At 55.3% G+C, this 17,050-nt stretch carries 13 protein-coding genes; 10 read left to right on the top strand and 3 right to left on the bottom strand.

The features are described from left to right. Positions 1–93: 93 nt before the first annotated feature. Positions 94–702 (top strand): biotin transporter BioY, encoded by a 609-nt coding sequence (locus tag AC0LWN_RS12235; protein WP_474665607.1) that lies wholly within the window; start codon positions 94–96, stop codon positions 700–702. Between the two features lie 123 nt (positions 703–825). Here the strand turns inward: AC0LWN_RS12235 and AC0LWN_RS12230 are convergent, their stop codons facing one another. Next, positions 826–2,307, bottom strand: coding sequence for an alpha-amylase (locus tag AC0LWN_RS12230; protein WP_474665605.1), 1,482 nt, complete (start codon positions 2,305–2,307; stop codon positions 826–828). 222 nt (positions 2,308–2,529) lie between these two features. Here AC0LWN_RS12230 and AC0LWN_RS12225 point away from each other — a divergent pair, with 222 nt between their 5' ends. Next, on the top strand, positions 2,530–3,384 hold the full coding sequence (locus AC0LWN_RS12225) for an MBL fold metallo-hydrolase (protein WP_474665603.1): 855 nt from the start codon (positions 2,530–2,532) through the stop codon (positions 3,382–3,384). 76 nt (positions 3,385–3,460) lie between these two features. Here AC0LWN_RS12225 and AC0LWN_RS12220 read toward each other — a convergent pair whose 3' ends face one another. Next, complete coding sequence (locus AC0LWN_RS12220; RefSeq protein WP_474665601.1) at positions 3,461–5,053, bottom strand: histidine kinase N-terminal 7TM domain-containing diguanylate cyclase; 1,593 nt, start codon at positions 5,051–5,053, stop codon at positions 3,461–3,463. Between the two features lie 289 nt (positions 5,054–5,342). Here AC0LWN_RS12220 and AC0LWN_RS12215 point away from each other — a divergent pair, with 289 nt between their 5' ends. The 6 genes from AC0LWN_RS12215 (at position 5,343) to AC0LWN_RS12190 (ending at position 12,381) form a co-directional block, all read left to right on the top strand. Then, entirely contained in the window at positions 5,343–6,125 is a 783-nt protein-coding gene (locus tag AC0LWN_RS12215) for an ABC transporter ATP-binding protein (RefSeq protein WP_474665599.1), read from the top strand. Positions 6,126–6,127: 2 nt separating this feature from the next. Next, a complete protein-coding gene (locus AC0LWN_RS12210; RefSeq protein WP_474665597.1) occupies positions 6,128–6,940 on the top strand; it encodes an ABC transporter permease in 813 nt (270 codons plus the stop codon). Then, the gene (locus AC0LWN_RS12205) at positions 6,940–7,839 is read left to right on the top strand and encodes an ABC transporter permease (protein ID WP_474665595.1); all 900 of its coding nucleotides are present in this window, start codon (positions 6,940–6,942) and stop codon (positions 7,837–7,839) included. Before AC0LWN_RS12210 ends, AC0LWN_RS12205 begins: the two co-directional genes overlap by 1 nt. Before the next feature lie 140 nt (positions 7,840–7,979). Next, entirely contained in the window at positions 7,980–9,089 is a 1,110-nt protein-coding gene (locus AC0LWN_RS12200; protein ID WP_474665593.1) for an ABC transporter substrate-binding protein, read from the top strand. 428 nt (positions 9,090–9,517) lie between these two features. Further along, complete coding sequence (locus tag AC0LWN_RS12195; RefSeq protein WP_474665591.1) at positions 9,518–10,981, top strand: CoA-acylating methylmalonate-semialdehyde dehydrogenase; 1,464 nt, start codon at positions 9,518–9,520, stop codon at positions 10,979–10,981. A 32-nt stretch (positions 10,982–11,013) separates the two neighbouring features. After that, positions 11,014–12,381: an aspartate aminotransferase family protein gene (locus tag AC0LWN_RS12190; RefSeq protein WP_474665589.1), complete on the top strand. Its 1,368-nt coding sequence runs from the start codon at positions 11,014–11,016 to the stop codon at positions 12,379–12,381. On the opposite strand, the gene AC0LWN_RS12185 is transcribed toward AC0LWN_RS12190, so the two are convergent. After that, complete coding sequence (locus AC0LWN_RS12185; RefSeq protein WP_474665587.1) at positions 12,347–14,035, bottom strand: PucR family transcriptional regulator; 1,689 nt, start codon at positions 14,033–14,035, stop codon at positions 12,347–12,349. The genes AC0LWN_RS12190 and AC0LWN_RS12185 overlap by 35 nt on opposite strands. Before the next feature lie 281 nt (positions 14,036–14,316). On the opposite strand from AC0LWN_RS12185, the gene AC0LWN_RS12180 reads away from it, so the two are divergent. Both AC0LWN_RS12180 and preA read left to right on the top strand, forming a co-directional pair. Then, the gene (locus AC0LWN_RS12180; protein WP_474665585.1) at positions 14,317–15,705 is read left to right on the top strand and encodes an NAD(P)-dependent oxidoreductase; all 1,389 of its coding nucleotides are present in this window, start codon (positions 14,317–14,319) and stop codon (positions 15,703–15,705) included. Between the two features lie 54 nt (positions 15,706–15,759). Continuing rightward, the gene (gene preA / locus AC0LWN_RS12175; protein ID WP_474665583.1) at positions 15,760–17,049 is read left to right on the top strand and encodes an NAD-dependent dihydropyrimidine dehydrogenase subunit PreA; all 1,290 of its coding nucleotides are present in this window, start codon (positions 15,760–15,762) and stop codon (positions 17,047–17,049) included. Position 17,050: the final 1 nt, after the last annotated feature.

Here is a 17,050-nt window from a genome sequence, read left to right as displayed (position 1 = left end):
TAATCGTTACCCATTATAGCAGACATTTAAAGATTGATGTATCTGGTGCGGAATGGTATAGTGATCCTAAAAAATTGGGAGGTAATCCTGCTCATGAAAAAATGGACGACTCGCGGTCTGATCTTCAGTGCATTGTTTGCCGCAGTCATTATAGCCTTAAGTTTTCTAAGAATCTCTCTGCCTTTCTCTACCGTGCCTATTACTATGCAGACACTGGCGGTCATGCTGGCCGGCTCTCTTCTCGGAGCACGCTACGGCAGTCTGGCTGTGCTTATTGTGATCGGTCTGACGGCTGCCGGATTCCCGGTGCTGGGAGGGAGCGGCGGCTTGTCGGTGCTGGTTGGACCTACCGCAGGATATATCTTCTCCTGGCCGGTGGTGGCTTATCTGATCGGCCTGTTCGCCGAGCGCATAGGGCAGAATAAATATACGTTCGTGAAGCTGCTGGCGGTGAATATCATCTGCGGAGTACTCCTGGTGTATCCTGGCGGTGTATGGTGGCTGGCCCATTCCACGGGCATGACCTCTCTGTCCAAGGCATTGACCGCAGGCATGTGGCCTTTCATTCCGGGGGACCTGATCAAAGCGGTGTTATGTGCGGGCGTTGTAACTGCCGTGTGGCGGGTATATCCGATCGAGCGCATCCTGAACAGCGACAATGGCGTCTGGGCGGATGGGAACAATTCGGCGGTTGGCCGTTAATAATGTCTTAAGACAGCTTGCGTTATACAGCAAAGAGGTGAATCCGCAGCCGATGGCCAGGGTTCACCTCTTTAATATGCCGGTATTTATTTGATAAACTGACAATCTGCAGGACTGGCAGCTTCAGGGCCGATCTTCTTCTACAGCCTCCGAATTCGGGAGCGCCCAGACGGACACACTTCCGCCGTTGACCGTGAAAACCGCCCAGCCGTCCCCGCCAATCGTGATGGATTCCCCGCGGTTATGAGTGAAATCTGTCCACACCTCTCCGGCGCGATTTTCTCCGACAAACATCCTTTTCTCTCCATTGTCTCCGTTAGAGATTACGACCGCACAGCCGGAGTCTGCAATCTCAGGCACACCGCGGCGCACCCAGCCGATGGTATTGGCGTGATCGAAATAATCATTCTGCTCTCCGTAGGCTTTGTGATGGCGGGCATAGAGCAGGGGATTGATAGCATCTTTTTTGCCGCCAATCGGGTCCGGGCCGCCTATGCCGTAATAATCCCCGTAGAAGATAACAGGATACCCGTCGCGCCGAAGCAGGATCAGGGCGTAAGCGCTCTGCTTGAACCAGTCGCCGACCCAGGATTCCAGCGCTTCACGCGGCTGTGAGTCATGGTTGTCCACGAAGGTTACCGTATTCCCGGGATGGGTCTGAACCAGAGTGTCGTCAAAAATATGCGTCAGATCAAAGTTCCTGCCCCCAAGCGCGGCCGCGTAGAACTTATAATGCAGCGACACATCGAACAGATCAATTTGATAGTCAACCGTATCCAGAAACTTTCGGCAGGCTTCGAGATTCGGGTTCCAGAATTCACCGACCATATAAAAATCCTCGCCGCGCTTTTTGCTCATTTCCGCCGCGAATGCCTTGATAAACTCATGATTGATATGCTTGATGGCATCAAGGCGGTAGCCGCTGCATTGCAGGGTATCCACCAGCCATTTGCCCCACTCCAGCATTTCGGTTCTGACATCCTGATGGCTGTAATCAATGTTGGCGAACATCAGATAATCATAGTTTCCGAATTCGTTATCCACGTTCTGATTCCAGGTCTTATTCTCCCCGATAATCCGGAATACGCCGCTGCGCCCCACCTTGGCATCGAAATCGGTGCCGTTGAAGTGGTCATGGTTCCATTTGAAGGAGGAGTGCGCACCCCCGCGTCCCGGAAAAGAAAACTTGGTCCAGCCTTCGATTTCGAACGGCTGCGAGATTTCCCTGTTGCGGTCGTGCGGGTCAACCTCAACCACCTTGAAAATCTCTGTCTCATCCGCTCCCGCCTTATGATTCATGACGAGGTCAACGTACACGGCGATGCCGTGCTTCTGACACTCGGCGATAGCGTCGATAAGCTCCTGCTTCGTGCCGTACTTCGTGCGTACGGTCCCTTTTTGATCGAACTCTCCAAGATCGTACAGATCGTACACGCCATACCCTGTATCTTCGGCGGAGACGGCCTTGGCTACCGGAGGAATCCACACGGTATCAATACCGATGGCTTTCAGCTCCGCGGCCATGGCGGACAGCCGCTTCCAGTGCTCCCCGTCTGCTGCGATATGCCACTCAAAGAATTGCATCATCGTATGATTTCTCTTCATTTTGGTTGGCCTCCTTCATATATGCCCTATATAAACTGAAACCTGATATCCGCAAACAAAGGCAGTTGATTAATGCATGGAATTGTTGCAACATGAAAAGTGCAGCGGTAGCCTTAACGAGCGGCTATGGGTGCTGTTATGACCCAAAAAAGCAGCAGATATACGTTGCTATACGATCTTTATCCAGCACTTGGGGCTTTACATACGGGAAGGGAGCTACATATGGAGCATAAATATCAGCAGCTTAGTCCGCATATTCTGATCATGCACGCGGAGCATGAAACCGACCGTCCCATCCTGGCGGCCATTATGGGGGAGCGGCGCACGCTGCTAATGGATGCCGGGAATTCGCCTGCCCATGCCGGGCTGTTCCGGGAGGAGCTGGAACGACGAGGCTACAGGCAGCCAGATATCCTGGTCTTGACCCATTGGCATTGGGATCACAGCTTTGGCATGTCCGCCTGGAATGTGCCTGCAATTGCCCATGAGGGAACGGCAGAAGCGCTTGCGGGACTGAGCGGTCTGGGCTGGTCTGAGGAGGAGCTGCGGGCGCTTGTCTGCGCTGGCACCCTCAGTGAGGCGAGCGCGCAGCATATCCGCCTGGAATACGGCGATACCAGTGCGGTAACGGTGGTGAAGCCGGATATTGTATTCACGGGTTCCATCTCCATAGATCTGGGGGGAGTGACCTGTGAGCTGACCCATGTGGGCGGCGACCATTCGGCAGACTCCTGCGTTCTGTTCGTTAAGGAAGACAATGTTCTGTTTCTGGGCGATGCCCTGGGTCCTTCCGTCTATGGCGGCCCGCAGCAATACAGCAGCACCGGCTTCCTCAAAATGCTGGGGCTTGCCTACGGCTACGAGGCACAGTGGTACGTGGAGTCGCACGGTGTGCCGATGAGCGCGGCGGAATTCCGGGAGGATCTGGCTCCGTGGGAGCGGCTGGCCCGGATCGTGGACGTGTTCGGACACAACCGGGAACGGGTAGTGCTGGAGCTGAAGGACTATATGCAGCTTGAAGAGCTGCCGGGCGACCTGCTGCGGGGCGTGGAATATTTTATGGCCGGCAGCAAGTGAACAGGCAAGTGAATTTAAGAAAAGCCCCGTTTCCATTCGGCCTGAGGCCTTTTGGAGCGGGGCTGTTTTTTTCGAATCATACTGGTGTGTAGTGAGTGATCGACGAGCCGCTGGAAATATGCACGGCATTGCGTCCATTACGCTTCGAGGTGTAGAGCGCATGATCCGCTTCGGAGAGCAGCTCTTCGAGTGAGATGTTCTTGCGAAAGGCTTCCCCGGCCCCAAAGCTTGCAGTTACATTTATTGCCCCGGAAATGGTCTGGAGCGGGCTGCGCTCTATATCCCCGCGAATGGTCTCGGAGAGCGCAGCAGCCTGCTTCAATGGAGTCCCCGGGAGACACAGGACAAATTCTTCGCCCCCGTACCGTCCGAAAATATCCCCCTCCCGCAAATGCCTGCTGCACACACTCACAATATGCTGCAACGCCATGTCGCCATAGTGATGCCCGTACCGGTCGTTGATGCTTTTGAAAAAGTCGATGTCCAGCAAAATGATCGAAACCGGCGCCAGATTTAAAGCGGCTTCCGCCAGCAGCTCCCGGCTCAGCTCCATGAAATGCATCCGGTTATAGATTCCTGTCAGACTGTCGACCGTGGCCAGCAGTTGCAGCTTTTCCTGGAGCAGGGTCCGCTCGGTCACATCAATCAGCATGATCATCCTTCCGGCACATTGGCCGTCCCGCTTCAGCACCGGTGAGGAGCGCACCTGATAATAGCAGGTCTCGCCGTCTTTGTTCCAGGCAAGCTCCCGTTCCCCGCTGATCAGCGGGTCGGAATTCATGACATAGGCGACGGCCTCCTTGCCGGCGGGAAGGAATAGCTGCACAAGCGGTCTGCCGATGGCTGAGGAATCCAGTCCCTGCAGCATCTCCGTAGCGGCCCTGTTGTAATCAATGAGCTTGTCAGAACGGTCGGTGACGAGCACCCCGTTGCGCATGCTCTCGAACAGATTTTCCCGGGCAATGGGGGCGGCGGTCAGCATGCCTCTGGAGAGGATGGCCCAGATATATAGCGTTGAAGTGATGCTCATAATCACCGGGACAGGATCTACGCCTTGTGGCGTCATGTCCATCAGATAGAGGAAAGCGCCCAGGGCAGGGAGGAATTGTCCTATAAAAATAATAATCAACTGCCGGCGGTAAGCATGCTTCATCCGGTTCCACTGCCATCCGATCAGGCACATGCCCGCAAGCATGCAGCCGAAGGTCAGACTGCCCTGAATGATATACCAAGGGCCCATGACTACATCAATCAGCGGAGTCCGGACGCCTTCCCGAAAATATAAGGACTTATAGTACAGGTGGTGATAGCCGTTGGTCCATACCAGCAGCGTTGTGATGAGGGGGATGCCGTACAGCGGGAGCAGCAGCTTTTTGTGGATCAAACGCTCCAGTCCTACGAAATACATAATTACAAGCAGGCTGGAAGGAGCTATATAGGGCATACCCAGATACTCCAGCTTGATCCAGAATTCAATTTCCCCCATGGAATTGCCCGAAAGCTCCAAAGCGAAACCAAAAGCATAGATTGCCGAAGTGAGGGAGCTGAGGATAAATGCCCGCGTTCCGGCGAAATCTGTTTTTTTGTAATAGGCAAAAAGCGCCAGCAGAGCGTTCAGCACACCTGAGATACAGACAATAACAATATAATCGGAGATCATGGAGTCCATCAGGCTTGTCTCCCTGGGCGAATATAAGCTTTTGGCATGGGCGGATTGTCTCCTATTTGGATGATGATTAGCTAAATAGTACCACATATCTGCGGCCCCTAGACAAAGTGACGGAAATTCGCAGACGCAATTTTACTATTTGTCTAGTGAGTGTATAGGGAGCAAAGTGTAACATGTTAGTTAATCCTACATCGTTTGAGGAAACCATCATCAACACCTTGTTATGTGTTATGTTATTTGACATTATAGTAAGATTAAATCAGATTCAGGAATGAAAGGGGCGCTGGGAATGTCATTAGTAGCAACAAAAATTCCTGAAATACAGATGCGGAACGTCGAGATGCGTTATAGGGCGGAAACGGCCGATGTGCTTGCGCTGCATCAGGTAAGCCTTGATATTGCCAAAGGGGAGTTCGTCTCCCTGCTCGGTCCGTCCGGCTGCGGAAAAACCACGCTGCTGAGACTGATGGCAGATCTTATCACACCAACCGGCGGGGATGTAACTGTAGCTGGCAAAAGTGCGAGAGAAGCCCGTTTGGCGCAAAAGTACGGCATTGTCTTCCAAAGTCCGGTGCTGTACGACTGGCGGAAGGTAAAGCACAACATTACGTTGCCGCTGGAGCTGATGGGCGTCAAGAAATCCGTCCGTGAGGATAAAGCTCTGGAGCTGCTGGATCTTGTGGGTCTGCAGGGTTTTGCCGACAAATATCCGTGGCAGCTTAGCGGAGGGATGCAGCAGCGGGTAGCTATCGCCAGAGCGCTGTCGATGGAGCCGGAAATTCTGCTTATGGATGAACCGTTCTCCGCGCTGGATGAATTCACCCGCGAGCGTCTGAATGAGGAGCTGCTGACTGTCTGGAGCAAGGTGCAGAACACGATTGTTTTCGTCACCCACAGTATCCCCGAGTCGATCTTCCTGTCGGACAGAGTGTTCGTGCTGTCGCCGCATCCGGGAAGGCTGTCCGCGATTGTGGATATCCCGCTGCCGCGTCCGCGTACGGCGGAAATGAGAAACAGCCCGCAGTTTTTTGAACTGATCGCCCGAATCCGCGACAGCTTCGAAGGGGTGTAGGGATGAAAGGGAACAGTACATTTATGCGTGACCGCGTGCTGCCGCTTTTCGTGTGGATTTTCGGCCTGCTGGTGGTCTGGGAGGCGCTCTCCTGGCTGCTGCTGCATGTGGCGAAAACGCCGCTGGCCCAGTCGAAGCTGCCTTACGTGCATGAGGTGGCGGCAACGCTGTGGAAGTACAACGGGACGCTTGTGGCAGAGGGGGGAGCCACCTTCGGCAATGCCGGTGTCGGATTTCTGATCGGTGCGGCGGCCGGAGTGCTCCTGGCGGTGCTGATGAGTCTGTCGAGGACGATAGAACAGCTCGCCTTCCCCTACGCAGTCGCCTCACAGATGATCCCGATTCTGGGCCTTGCGCCAATCATCTACGGTATTGTGCGTGACGAGCAGGTGTCGCGGATCATTATCTCGGGGTATATCACCTTTTTTCCGGTGGCGCTCAATATGCTGCGCGGGCTGCGCAGTGTGGACCTGGCGGCGGTTGAGCTTATGCACTCCTATGCCGCGAAGCCTTGGGCCGTGTATTGGAAGCTGCGCTTTCCGGCTGCACTGCCCGGTCTGTTCAGCGGACTCAAGATTGCCGCACCGCTCGCCGTCACCGGAGCGATTCTCGTGGAGCTTATGGGCGCACAGCATGGTATTGGTGTCATTATGCTGCGCAATCTCTATTACGGCCCTTCCCATACGTATATGTTCTGGTCAACGGTGCTTGTCGGCGCTCTCCTCGGGGTCGCAAGCTATTGGCTGATGAGTCTGGTGGAACGCCTGGCAGCGCCCTGGCAGCCTGAATTTCGTCCGAAGGGAGGCGGCCGCTGATGGAGAGCAATACTGTGCGGGATACCCCATTCCTGGCGTCCTCCGGGAAAGAACCGGCATCCGCTTCTTATTCTTCGGATAACAACGTAATTTTGTTGGATTCTGGCAATCGGCGAAGCCCCCGGCGGCCTTTGAGATGGCTGAAGCCCAGTGTGATTCTACCCTTGCTGGCCGGTGTGCTGTTCCTGTTCCTTTGGGAGGTTCAAGTGTTCCACAAGCTGCTTGATCTGAAAAAATACCAGCTTCCGCTACCCTCGGCAATATGGGAGGCGATGCAGGATAATTTCAGCATGTTGCTGTCCTATACCGGCTATACGCTGGCGGAGGCTGTGGTGGGGATGCTGATCGGCTCGGCCTGCGGCTTCCTGATTGCTCTGGCGGCAACCGCCTGGCCCCGTTGGGGCGGGGGAAGCTTAACGCTGGTGGCCGCTCTGAACGCTGTGCCGATTGTGGCGCTCGCCCCGATCATGAATCTGTGGTTCGGAGACGGTATCGGCTCGCGTGCGGCCATCGTTACAGCGACCACAATGGCGGCAATGGCCATCAATGCCTATAAGGGCATGGCAGCCGTCGATCCGCTGGCGCTGGATCTGATGCATTCTTATGCGGCTGGCAAGCCGGCGGTATTCCGCTATCTGCGTATCCAGAACAGTCTGCCTTATGTGTTCACTGCACTCAAGATCAATGCTACCGCCAGTATGATCGGGGCTATTGTCGGGGAGTTCTTTTTCTCCTCGCGGGGGCTGGGCTATCTGCTCTCCAACTCCATCAAGGTAGCCAAAATGCCGCTGGGCTGGTCCTGCATCGTGCTTGCGGCGATTGCCGGAGTGATCTTCTACCTCGCCGTTGAATGGCTGGAGAGAATATTCATCAAGTGGCACTCCTCCCAGCGGTCCTAACACCTGATCCCGTTACATCCGGTTCTGTGCAGAAGGGGAACAGAGAACCCCTCCGCAGGCCGTATGCATAGAGCACCACAAGTAACCATGCTGATCTTATTTTGAAATGAAACTCAAATCGGGTAGGGGGAGTTGTATTGATGAACGCGGGAAAACACAAATTTCGTGGCGGGCTGTTGATGGCGGTAATGATCATGGCGGTCTCTTTGCTCGCAGGTTGCGGAGGCAGCAGCAATAATAATGCGGCTCCTTCGGCTGAAACTACGGCAGGGACTGCGGCTTCCGCTTCGCCGGAAGCGGCGGCAACGAAGGAATCGGCTGCAGATCCGGTAACCGTTAAGCTGCAATTGAAATGGGTGCCGCAGGCCCAATTTGCCGGTTACTTCCTGGCGAAGGACAAAGGCTATTATGCTGATGAAGGGCTGAACGTAGAGATTCTGCCCGGAGGTCCGGACATCGTACCGGAGCAGCAGGTTGCAGGCGGTTCGGCAGACATCGGCGTGGACTGGGTAGCGAGTCTGTTGACCAGCCAGGAGCAGGAAATGCCGCTGGTGCAAATCGCGCAAATCTTCCAGAAGAGCGGACTGGTGCTGGTATCCAAGAAGGCTGCTGGAATCAATGGACCGGCTGATCTGAAGGGGAAAAAAGTCGGCAACTGGATGGGCGGCAATGAGTTTGAGATTCTGGCCCTCTTTGATAAATACAAGCTCGATTCAAATAAGGATCTGAAATTCACGAAGCAGGGCTTCACGATGGACCAATTCCTCGGCGGGGAGATCGACGCGGCTTCGGCCATGACCTACAACGAATACCAGGTCGTGCTGGAATCAGGGATCAAAGCGGAGGATCTGAATGTAATCGACATGAATGATGAAGGGGTGGCGATGCTGGAAGACAACCTCTTCGCCAATAAGGAATGGCTGGCGGACAACAAGGAAACAGCGGCAAAGTTCGTCCGTGCCTCCCTGAAGGGCTGGAAAGACGCCATCGCCGATCCTGAAGCGGCTGTAGACAGTGTCATGAAGCTGGCGGAGGAAGGCAGCACAACCCGGGAGCATCAGCTAACAATGATGACTGAGGTGGCGAAGCTGATCCAGCCGGAGGGCTTCGACGCTTCCAAGCTGGGCTTCACCGACGCTGCGGCATTCCAGCAGACGGCGGATATCGCCCTCAAGTTCGGGGTCATCAAGAAGGCATCCAAAGTGGATGAGGCTTACACGAACGAAATTGTCGAGATGGCGGCAAAATAAACAAGGCAATAACTTATGGAATGAACTGCGGACAGAATGAAGTGGAAAAAGGGAACCTAATTTGTGAGTTTGACCGATTGTTTGATGATTAGGTGGAAAAAGTTGACTTAATCCTCTCCATTTCCATCCATTCAGTGATTTTATAAGGAAATAGGTGGATTTTTTCCCACTAACCATCCTCGGGGAGGTCACTCAGCAGAATGAAGTGGAGAAATTCCATCTTGATCTAAATGGGCGCAGCCATGACTGCGGTGAAATGTTTGGGCTTACGGCCGCTGCCCGTCTTAAGATTTCTCCAATTGTACCGCTGCTTCACAATAGATGACCGCCAGAATGGGCGGTCATCTATTGTAATCGGCCCATTAAGGTCAATCTTGAGTTCAGCTTGCTATAATAGGCAACCCCAAAGATAGAAAGAGGTGCAGGCGATGTCTCTGCTCGTAAGGCAAACAGAGAAAGTAAAGAACTACGTGAACGGCGCTTGGGTGGAATCCTTCTCCGGGCGGCAGGAGGAGGTGTTCAACCCGGCAACCGGGGAGGTTATTGCCTATGTGCCGATCTCTAGCCGGGAGGAGCTGGATGCTGCGGTGAAGGCTGCTGCTGAGGCTTACCCGTCCTGGCGCAAGGTGGCCGTCCCGCGCCGCGCCCGATATTTCTTCCAATACCAGCAGCTCCTGGTGCAGCACTGGAATGAGTTAGCAGAGCTAATCACGCTGGAGAATGGCAAAAGCCTGGAGGAAGCGCGGGGTGAGGTGCAGCGCGGGATTGAATGCGTGGAATTTGCCTCCGGTATCCCCACGCTGATGATGGGCAGTCAACTGCCGGACATTGCCACTGGCGTCGAATCGGGGATGTACCGGTATCCGCTAGGGGTGGTCGGCGGCATCGCCCCGTTCAACTTCCCGATGATGGTGCCCTGCTGGATGTTCCCGCTGGCGATTGCCTGCGGCAATACCTTTGTGCTGAAGCCTTCCGAGCGCACGCCGCTGCTGATGAACCGGCTGGCCGAACTGTTTGCAGAGGCGGGATTTCCGCCGGGGGTGCTGAATGTGGTGCATGGGGCGCATGAGGTGGTGAACGGCCTGCTGGAGCACGAAGAGGTCAAGGCGATCTCCTTTGTCGGCTCCCAGCCGGTTGCGGAATATGTCTATAAGCACGGAACCTCCTTCGGCAAGCGGGTGCAGGCGCTCGCCGGGGCCAAAAACCATTCCATTGTCCTCCCGGATGCCGATCTCGACAATGCAGTGAAGAACATTATTTCCGCCGCCTTCGGCTCTGCGGGTGAGCGCTGTATGGCCTGCTCTGTTGTGGTGGTTCAGGAGTCCATCGCCGATGAGCTGGTAAGCCGTCTGTGTGAAGCCGCCGATGGCCTGAAGATCGGGGATGGCAGGGAGGAAGGTGTGTTTCTAGGCCCAGTTATCCGCCAGTCGAACAAGGATCGCACCGTTGCATACATTGAAACGGGGCTGAAGGAGAAGGCGGAGCTGGTGCGGGACGGCAGGAAGGACGGCGCGGCTTCGGGGGCGGGTTATTTTCTCGGACCGACGATCTTTGATCATGTGCAGCCAGGCATGACGATCTGGCGGGAGGAAATTTTTGCGCCGCTGCTGGCGGTCGTTCGTGTTAAGGATTTGACCGAGGCTATCGCGGTAACGAATCAATCCCCTTTTGCCAATGGGGCCTGCATTTATACGGACAGCGCCAAGGCGATCCGGGAGTTCCGGGAAGAGATTGATGCGGGGATGCTGGGGGTGAATCTGGGTGTGCCTGCGCCGATGGCGTTTTTCCCGTTCTCGGGCTACAAGAAATCCTTCTATGGAGATCTGCATGCCAACGGCCGCGACGGCGTTGAGTTCTATACCCGCAAGAAAATGGTCACCGCGCGTTATTAACTATAAATGGAATGTCGAGAGGAGAGAGTGCCATGCAAAGCCTGGGGAAAGAAAGTGAGCTGGCTATCCGGAAAGATCAGCAGTATTTATGGCATAACATCACCCCCTACAGTGAAAAGAATCCGCCGATGATTGCCGCCTCTGCGAGCGGATCATGGGTGACGGATATGGATGGCAACCGGTTTTTGGACGGGATGTCCGGTCTGTGGTGCGTAAATATCGGGTATGGCCGGAAGGAACTGGCGGAAGCGGCCTATAATCAGTTGCTTAATCTGCCCTACTTTCCGCTGACGCAGAGCCATGTGCCGGCAATTGCCCTGGCGGAGAAGCTGAATGAGTGGCTGGGGGATGAATATGTTATTTTTTTCTCCAACAGTGGTTCAGAGGCCAACGAAGCTGCCTTCAAAATAGCCCGCCAATACCAGCAGCAAACCGGCCAGCACTACCGGCATAAATTCATTGCCCGTTACCGCGGCTATCACGGCAGCTCGCTTGGCGCTCTCTCGGCTACCGGCCAGGCGCAGCGGAAATATAAATATGAGCCGCTGAGCGGCGGCTTTCTGCATGTGGCTCCGCCGGACAGCTACCGCAGACCTGCCGGAACTACGGTAGAAGAGTTCAACCTCCAGTGTGCACAGGCGATTGAGGATACGATTGTCTGGGAAGGCGTGGAGACGGTGGCGGCGGTGATTATGGAGCCGGTGATTACCGGCGGCGGAGTCATTGTGCCGCATCAGGTCTATCTGGACCGGGTGCAGGAAATCTGCCGCAAGCACGGTGTGCTGCTGATTATCGACGAGGTAATCTGCGGCTTCGGACGCTCCGGGCGCAAGTTCGGCCATCTTAATTACAGTGTGAAGCCTGATATTGTCACTATGGCCAAGGGTTTGACCAGTGCCTATCTGCCGCTGTCAGCCACGGCGGTACGCAAGGATATATATGAGGCCTTCAAGGACAACAGCGATGACTACGGGCATTTCCGCCATGTAAATACCTTCGGCGGCAATCCGGCGGCATGTGCGCTGGCCTTACGCAATCTGGAGCTCATGGAGCAGGAGAATCTGGTAGATCGGGCGGATATTCTGGGCAAAAGACTGGCCGGTGAGTTCGCCGGGCTGCTGGATCACAAGCTGGTGGGCGACATCCGCAGCTTCGGGCTGATCATCGGCATCGAACTGGTGGCGGATAAGGCCACCAAGCAGCCTGCCGATGTGGCTGTCGTCAAGGGCATTATTGCCGAGTGCAAGGCCAAGGGTCTGATCATCGGCAAAAACGGGGATACCGTGGCAGGCTACAATAATGTGCTTACCATAGCTCCACCGCTGTCCTCCACCGATGAGGATATTCAGTTCATCATTGATACCTTCAAAGCTGTGCTGAACGGGAGCTGGGCAGAGTGAGCTTCTCCGGGTGCAGGAACTGGTAGGCGCGCAAGGCCACCTGAATGGAGATGCGGTTCTCCGGCAGCATGAAGTCTTCGCCCAGCAGCTCGGTGATTTTATCCAGCCGGTAATAGAGCGATTGTCTGACGATGAACAGGTTCCGGGCCGCGATCTGCTTCGAGCCATCATGGTCGAGGTAGACTCGCAGCGTCAGCAGCAGCTCGCTCCCTTTGGCTTCATCATGATCAATCAGCGGCCCGAGGTAGCTGCGGATGAAGGTCTCCAGCGTCTTGCCGTCATTCAGACTCAGCAGCAGCTGGAAGACGCCCAGCTCCTCGTAGAACAGAATGGACTTCTGATAACAAGAGTATAGAGACAGCGCTTGTACGGCTTCCTGGTAACCGGCATGGGCGGCCTTCAGCCCCCGGTGGGACTTGCTGACTCCGATCACGAGCTGCAGGTCCTTCAGCTTCTCGTCGGAGCGGATATGCTGCAGGGCATCCAGCGCCTGCTGGAGCCGCAGCTTGCCGGGCAGCTTGGACTGGATGTCGAGGGCAATGACGGTCAGGCGGTTGTTCCGCAGCGTAATCAGCGGCCGCAGGGAGTACTTCTCGAAGATGGAACGCAGGATGAGCGACAGATGGAAGGTGATCGACTCCCATTCATTCTCCGAGCTGTTCCATTTAACATCACGGGGATTCTCGATTTCGATCAGGCATACCCGGTAGGGCAGCTCATTGACCACGTTGAAGTCAGGACCTGCCAGTCCCTTGAGCCGGTTATCGTCCTCGATGCGGCCGCCCACCAGCTCCTCTACCCACAGATTTTCCGAGAAAAGCTTGCGTTCCTCCATGTAACGCGTACGCAGCAGCTCCTGCGCAATCGACAGCGAGGCGGAATCGAGCAGCAGGCAGTCGAACTCCTGGGGCTTGTGATTGCAGACCATCAGGATATAGGCCCAGGTCTGATCGAGCGCGCCCACCGGCTTCACGGCAATTGTCTTGTGGCCGTATTCACGGATGTACGGTGCAGCGTCCGGCTGTGCGCCCTCCAGCTCTTCCCGGGTGGCTTCGAAGAAGCTCAGCAGCGGGGACTGCTCCTCCGGCGACAGGGCCGGGAAGAACAGGGGTTTTCCTTGGAGCTGCATATATACAATCTGTGTGCGGGTGCTTTTGCATAATAATTGCAGCACTTTAAGCGTTCCTTGAGAGGTCAATGTCAGGCGGTGGAACTCGCGGGAGATGCTCTCCAGCTCCTGAAGCATCCGGTGATGGCGGTTGATGATGAGTGAATGCAGGTCAAGTGTGATATCGACAAAGCGTACGGTACGGGTGAAGATGATCAGCGGGAAGTCATGGCGGTTGGCCAGGTTGATCATCTCCTGCGGGATGCTGCTGAAATAGGCTCCCAGCTCGATACATAAGCAAGCTGCGTTCTTATCAATCAGATTCTGCATAAAAGCTAACGAAGAGGGCAGATCGACGCTTGCGCCCATTCCGGTGGTAAGAATCATCTCTTCCCCGTGGATCAGACTCTCAAAGCTTGCGCTCTCCAGCACATGCACCCAACGGACCGCCCGGTCCAGGCCGCTTGCTCCGCCGATGATCTCAGCTTCTGCAAACAGCGGTCTTTTGAGCGCATCGCGAATGGTAAATACAAGTTCCCAATCCATAAGCTTCCCCTCGCTCTCACAGGTAAAAAATACACTTTTGAAATTAGACAAAGTGTCTAATGTAACGAAAAATGGAATTGACTATAGTTTGAGTATGATGTGTCAGTATATCTAACTCAATTGGATAGGGAACAGAAGAAAACCTTTGGTTTATTGTTCATTTTACTACAATAATCCTGATAAGTAAGTAGAATATTAAGGCAATACCCGAAACAATGTTATATTATATAACATAAAATAATCTTAAAGCGGAAGCCAATCACACAGAAGGAGGGATACGGATGGAGCACACTTCTCCGTTGCACACATTCACGCCCGATATGTTTATGCGAAATTTCTCCGAGGCTGAGCCTGGCCTTACCCGTAAAGGCGCAATCGAAGAATCCAACCGCTGCCTGTATTGTTATGATGCACCCTGCATCAAAGCTTGCCCGACCAGCATTAATATTCCTTCCTTCATTAAACGCATTGCTACCGACAATCTGAAGGGCTCGGCGACGACCATCATGGATTCCAATCCAGTAGGCGCAAGTTGTGCGCGTGTCTGCCCTACAGAGGAGCTGTGCGAAGGGGCATGTGTGCTGAATGATGCTTCCGCGCCGATCAAGATCGGACTGCTGCAGCGCTATGCCACCGACTGGGCGATTAACAGTGGGGCGCAGTTGTTCAAGCCGGGCGTGCCTAATGGCAAAAAGGTCGCTGTCATCGGCGGCGGTCCAGCCGGGATGTCTGCAGCCAGAGAACTGGCGCGAGAGGGCTTCGGCGTAGTGATCTATGAGGCGAAGTCCCTCGCGGGCGGACTGGATACACACGGAATTGTCTCCTTCAGGCTGCCGCAGCCGATCTCGCTGTGGGAGGTGGAGCAGGTCGAGAAGCTGGGTGTAGAGATCCGTACAGGAGTGAAGGTCGGCGTGGACGTCACGGTGGAGGAGCTGAAGTCTGGTTATGATGCCATTGTGCTGGCCGCAGGAATGGGCTATGTCCCGCCGCTTGGCATTGCAGGAGAAAAGCTCTCCGGGGTGTACGATGCCATCGAGCTGGTCGAGACCACGAAGACGGGGATTCCGACACTGGAGCTGATGGGCCAGCGTGTCGCCGTCATCGGCGCAGGCAACACGGCGATTGATGCCGCTACCTGCTCGGTGCGGCTGGGAGCAGCGAATGTGAAGATGGTCTACCGCCGGACGCTCGCAGAGATGACGGCCTATGACTTTGAATATGAATTCGCCAAGCAGGAAGGCGTGGAGTTCAGCTGGCTGACCCTGCCAAAGCGGATCATCGGGGACGAGCTGGGCAACGTTGCCGCCCTGGAATGTGTGCAGATGAAGCTGACCGGGGAGACCGGAAAGGATGGCCGCCTCACCCCAGTGCCTGTGGAGGGCTCCGAGTTCCTCATGCCGGTGGATGCGGTGGTGGTGGCCATCGGGCAAAAACGGCGGGTTGATCTGATTGAAGCGCTGGGCCTGGAGCATGAATGGGGTGTGGTTAAGATTGACGAGAAGACCGGCCGGACCTCCGATCCGAAAATTTATGCCGCCGGGGATATCGTCTTTGGCTCCGGCACAGGCGAAGCGATGGTGGTATCCGCAGCCCAGCAGGGTAAGGATGCCGCTTATGCTATAGCGAAGCAGTTATCGGGGATGCAGGACAGCAGGGTGGCTCTATCCTGAAAAAATCCAGGCCGGCTGCGCTTGCCGGACTTACATGACAGGGAGGGAACAGTAATGGCAGATTTGAGTATTGATCTTGCAGGAATCAAGTCACCCAATCCGTTCTGGCTGGCTTCGGCGCCGCCTACCAACACAGGGTACCAGGTGCAGCGGGCATTTGAAGCGGGCTGGGGAGGTGCGGTGTGGAAGACGCTGGGCGATCCGATTATTAACACCTCGTCCCGGTTTGCCGCCGTGCATTTCAATGGGCAGCGGGTAGCTGGCTTCAACAATATCGAGCTGATCACCGACCGTCCGCTGGAGGTCAATCTGAAGGAAATCTATGAAACGAAGAAAAGATTCCCGAATCATGCGGTAGTCGCCTCCCTGATGGTGGAGCCGAAGCAGGAGAAATGGCATGAAATCGTCAAGCGGGTGGAGGCTGTCGGCGTAGACGGGCTGGAGCTTAACTTCGGCTGTCCGCACGGGATGGCCGAGCGCGGAATGGGCGCGGCCTCCGGGCAGCAGCCCGACCTGGTAGAAGCCCAGACCTACTGGGTCAAGGAAGTGGCGACCACGCCGGTCATTGTGAAGCTGACGCCGAACATTACCGATATCACGGTTGTCGCCCGCCACGCCGTCAAGGGCGGCGCGGATGCGATCAGCCTGATCAATACGATCAACAGCCTGGCCGGGGTGGATATTCATAGCTGGAATACCATTCCGAACGTGGGCGGCCAAGGGGCGCACGGCGGGTATTGCGGGCCGGCTGTGAAGCCGATTGCCCTTAGCATGGTCGCCGAATGTGCGCGCGACCGCGGCGTAGGCGTGCCGATCTCCGGGATCGGCGGGATCTCCACCTGGCAGGATGTTGTTGAATTTATGCTGATGGGCTCCACCGGTATACAGGTCTGCACGGCGGTTATGCACCACGGCTTCCGGATTGCCCAGGAGATGATCGACGGCCTGAACAACTATCTGGATGACAAGGGACTGGCTTCGGTCACGGAGCTGATCGGCAAATCGGTACCCAAGTACTCCAATTGGGGCGATCTGGACCTGAATTATAAAGTGGTCGCACGGATCAACGAGGACAACTGCATCAACTGCAATAAATGCCATATTGCCTGTGAAGACGCATCGCATCAATGTATTGACATGCTTACGAATGCCGAAGGCAAGGCGATTCTGCAGGTGCGCGAGGAGGATTGTGTAGGCTGTAATCTATGCTCCATTGTCTGTCCGGCGGACGGCGCGATTGACATGGTGGCTCTAGACACCGGAGCGGCGCCTCTGACCTGGAATCAGCGTCAAAAGGTAATCAGCGCGCTTCATGGCGCTTATTCGGAAGCGGAGGTGGTGTAGG

The organism is Paenibacillus sp. sgz302115 (genome assembly GCF_056120445.1).
The sequence above is the reverse complement of the archived record's forward strand: the minus strand, read 5'-3'. Positions and strand labels throughout refer to the sequence as shown.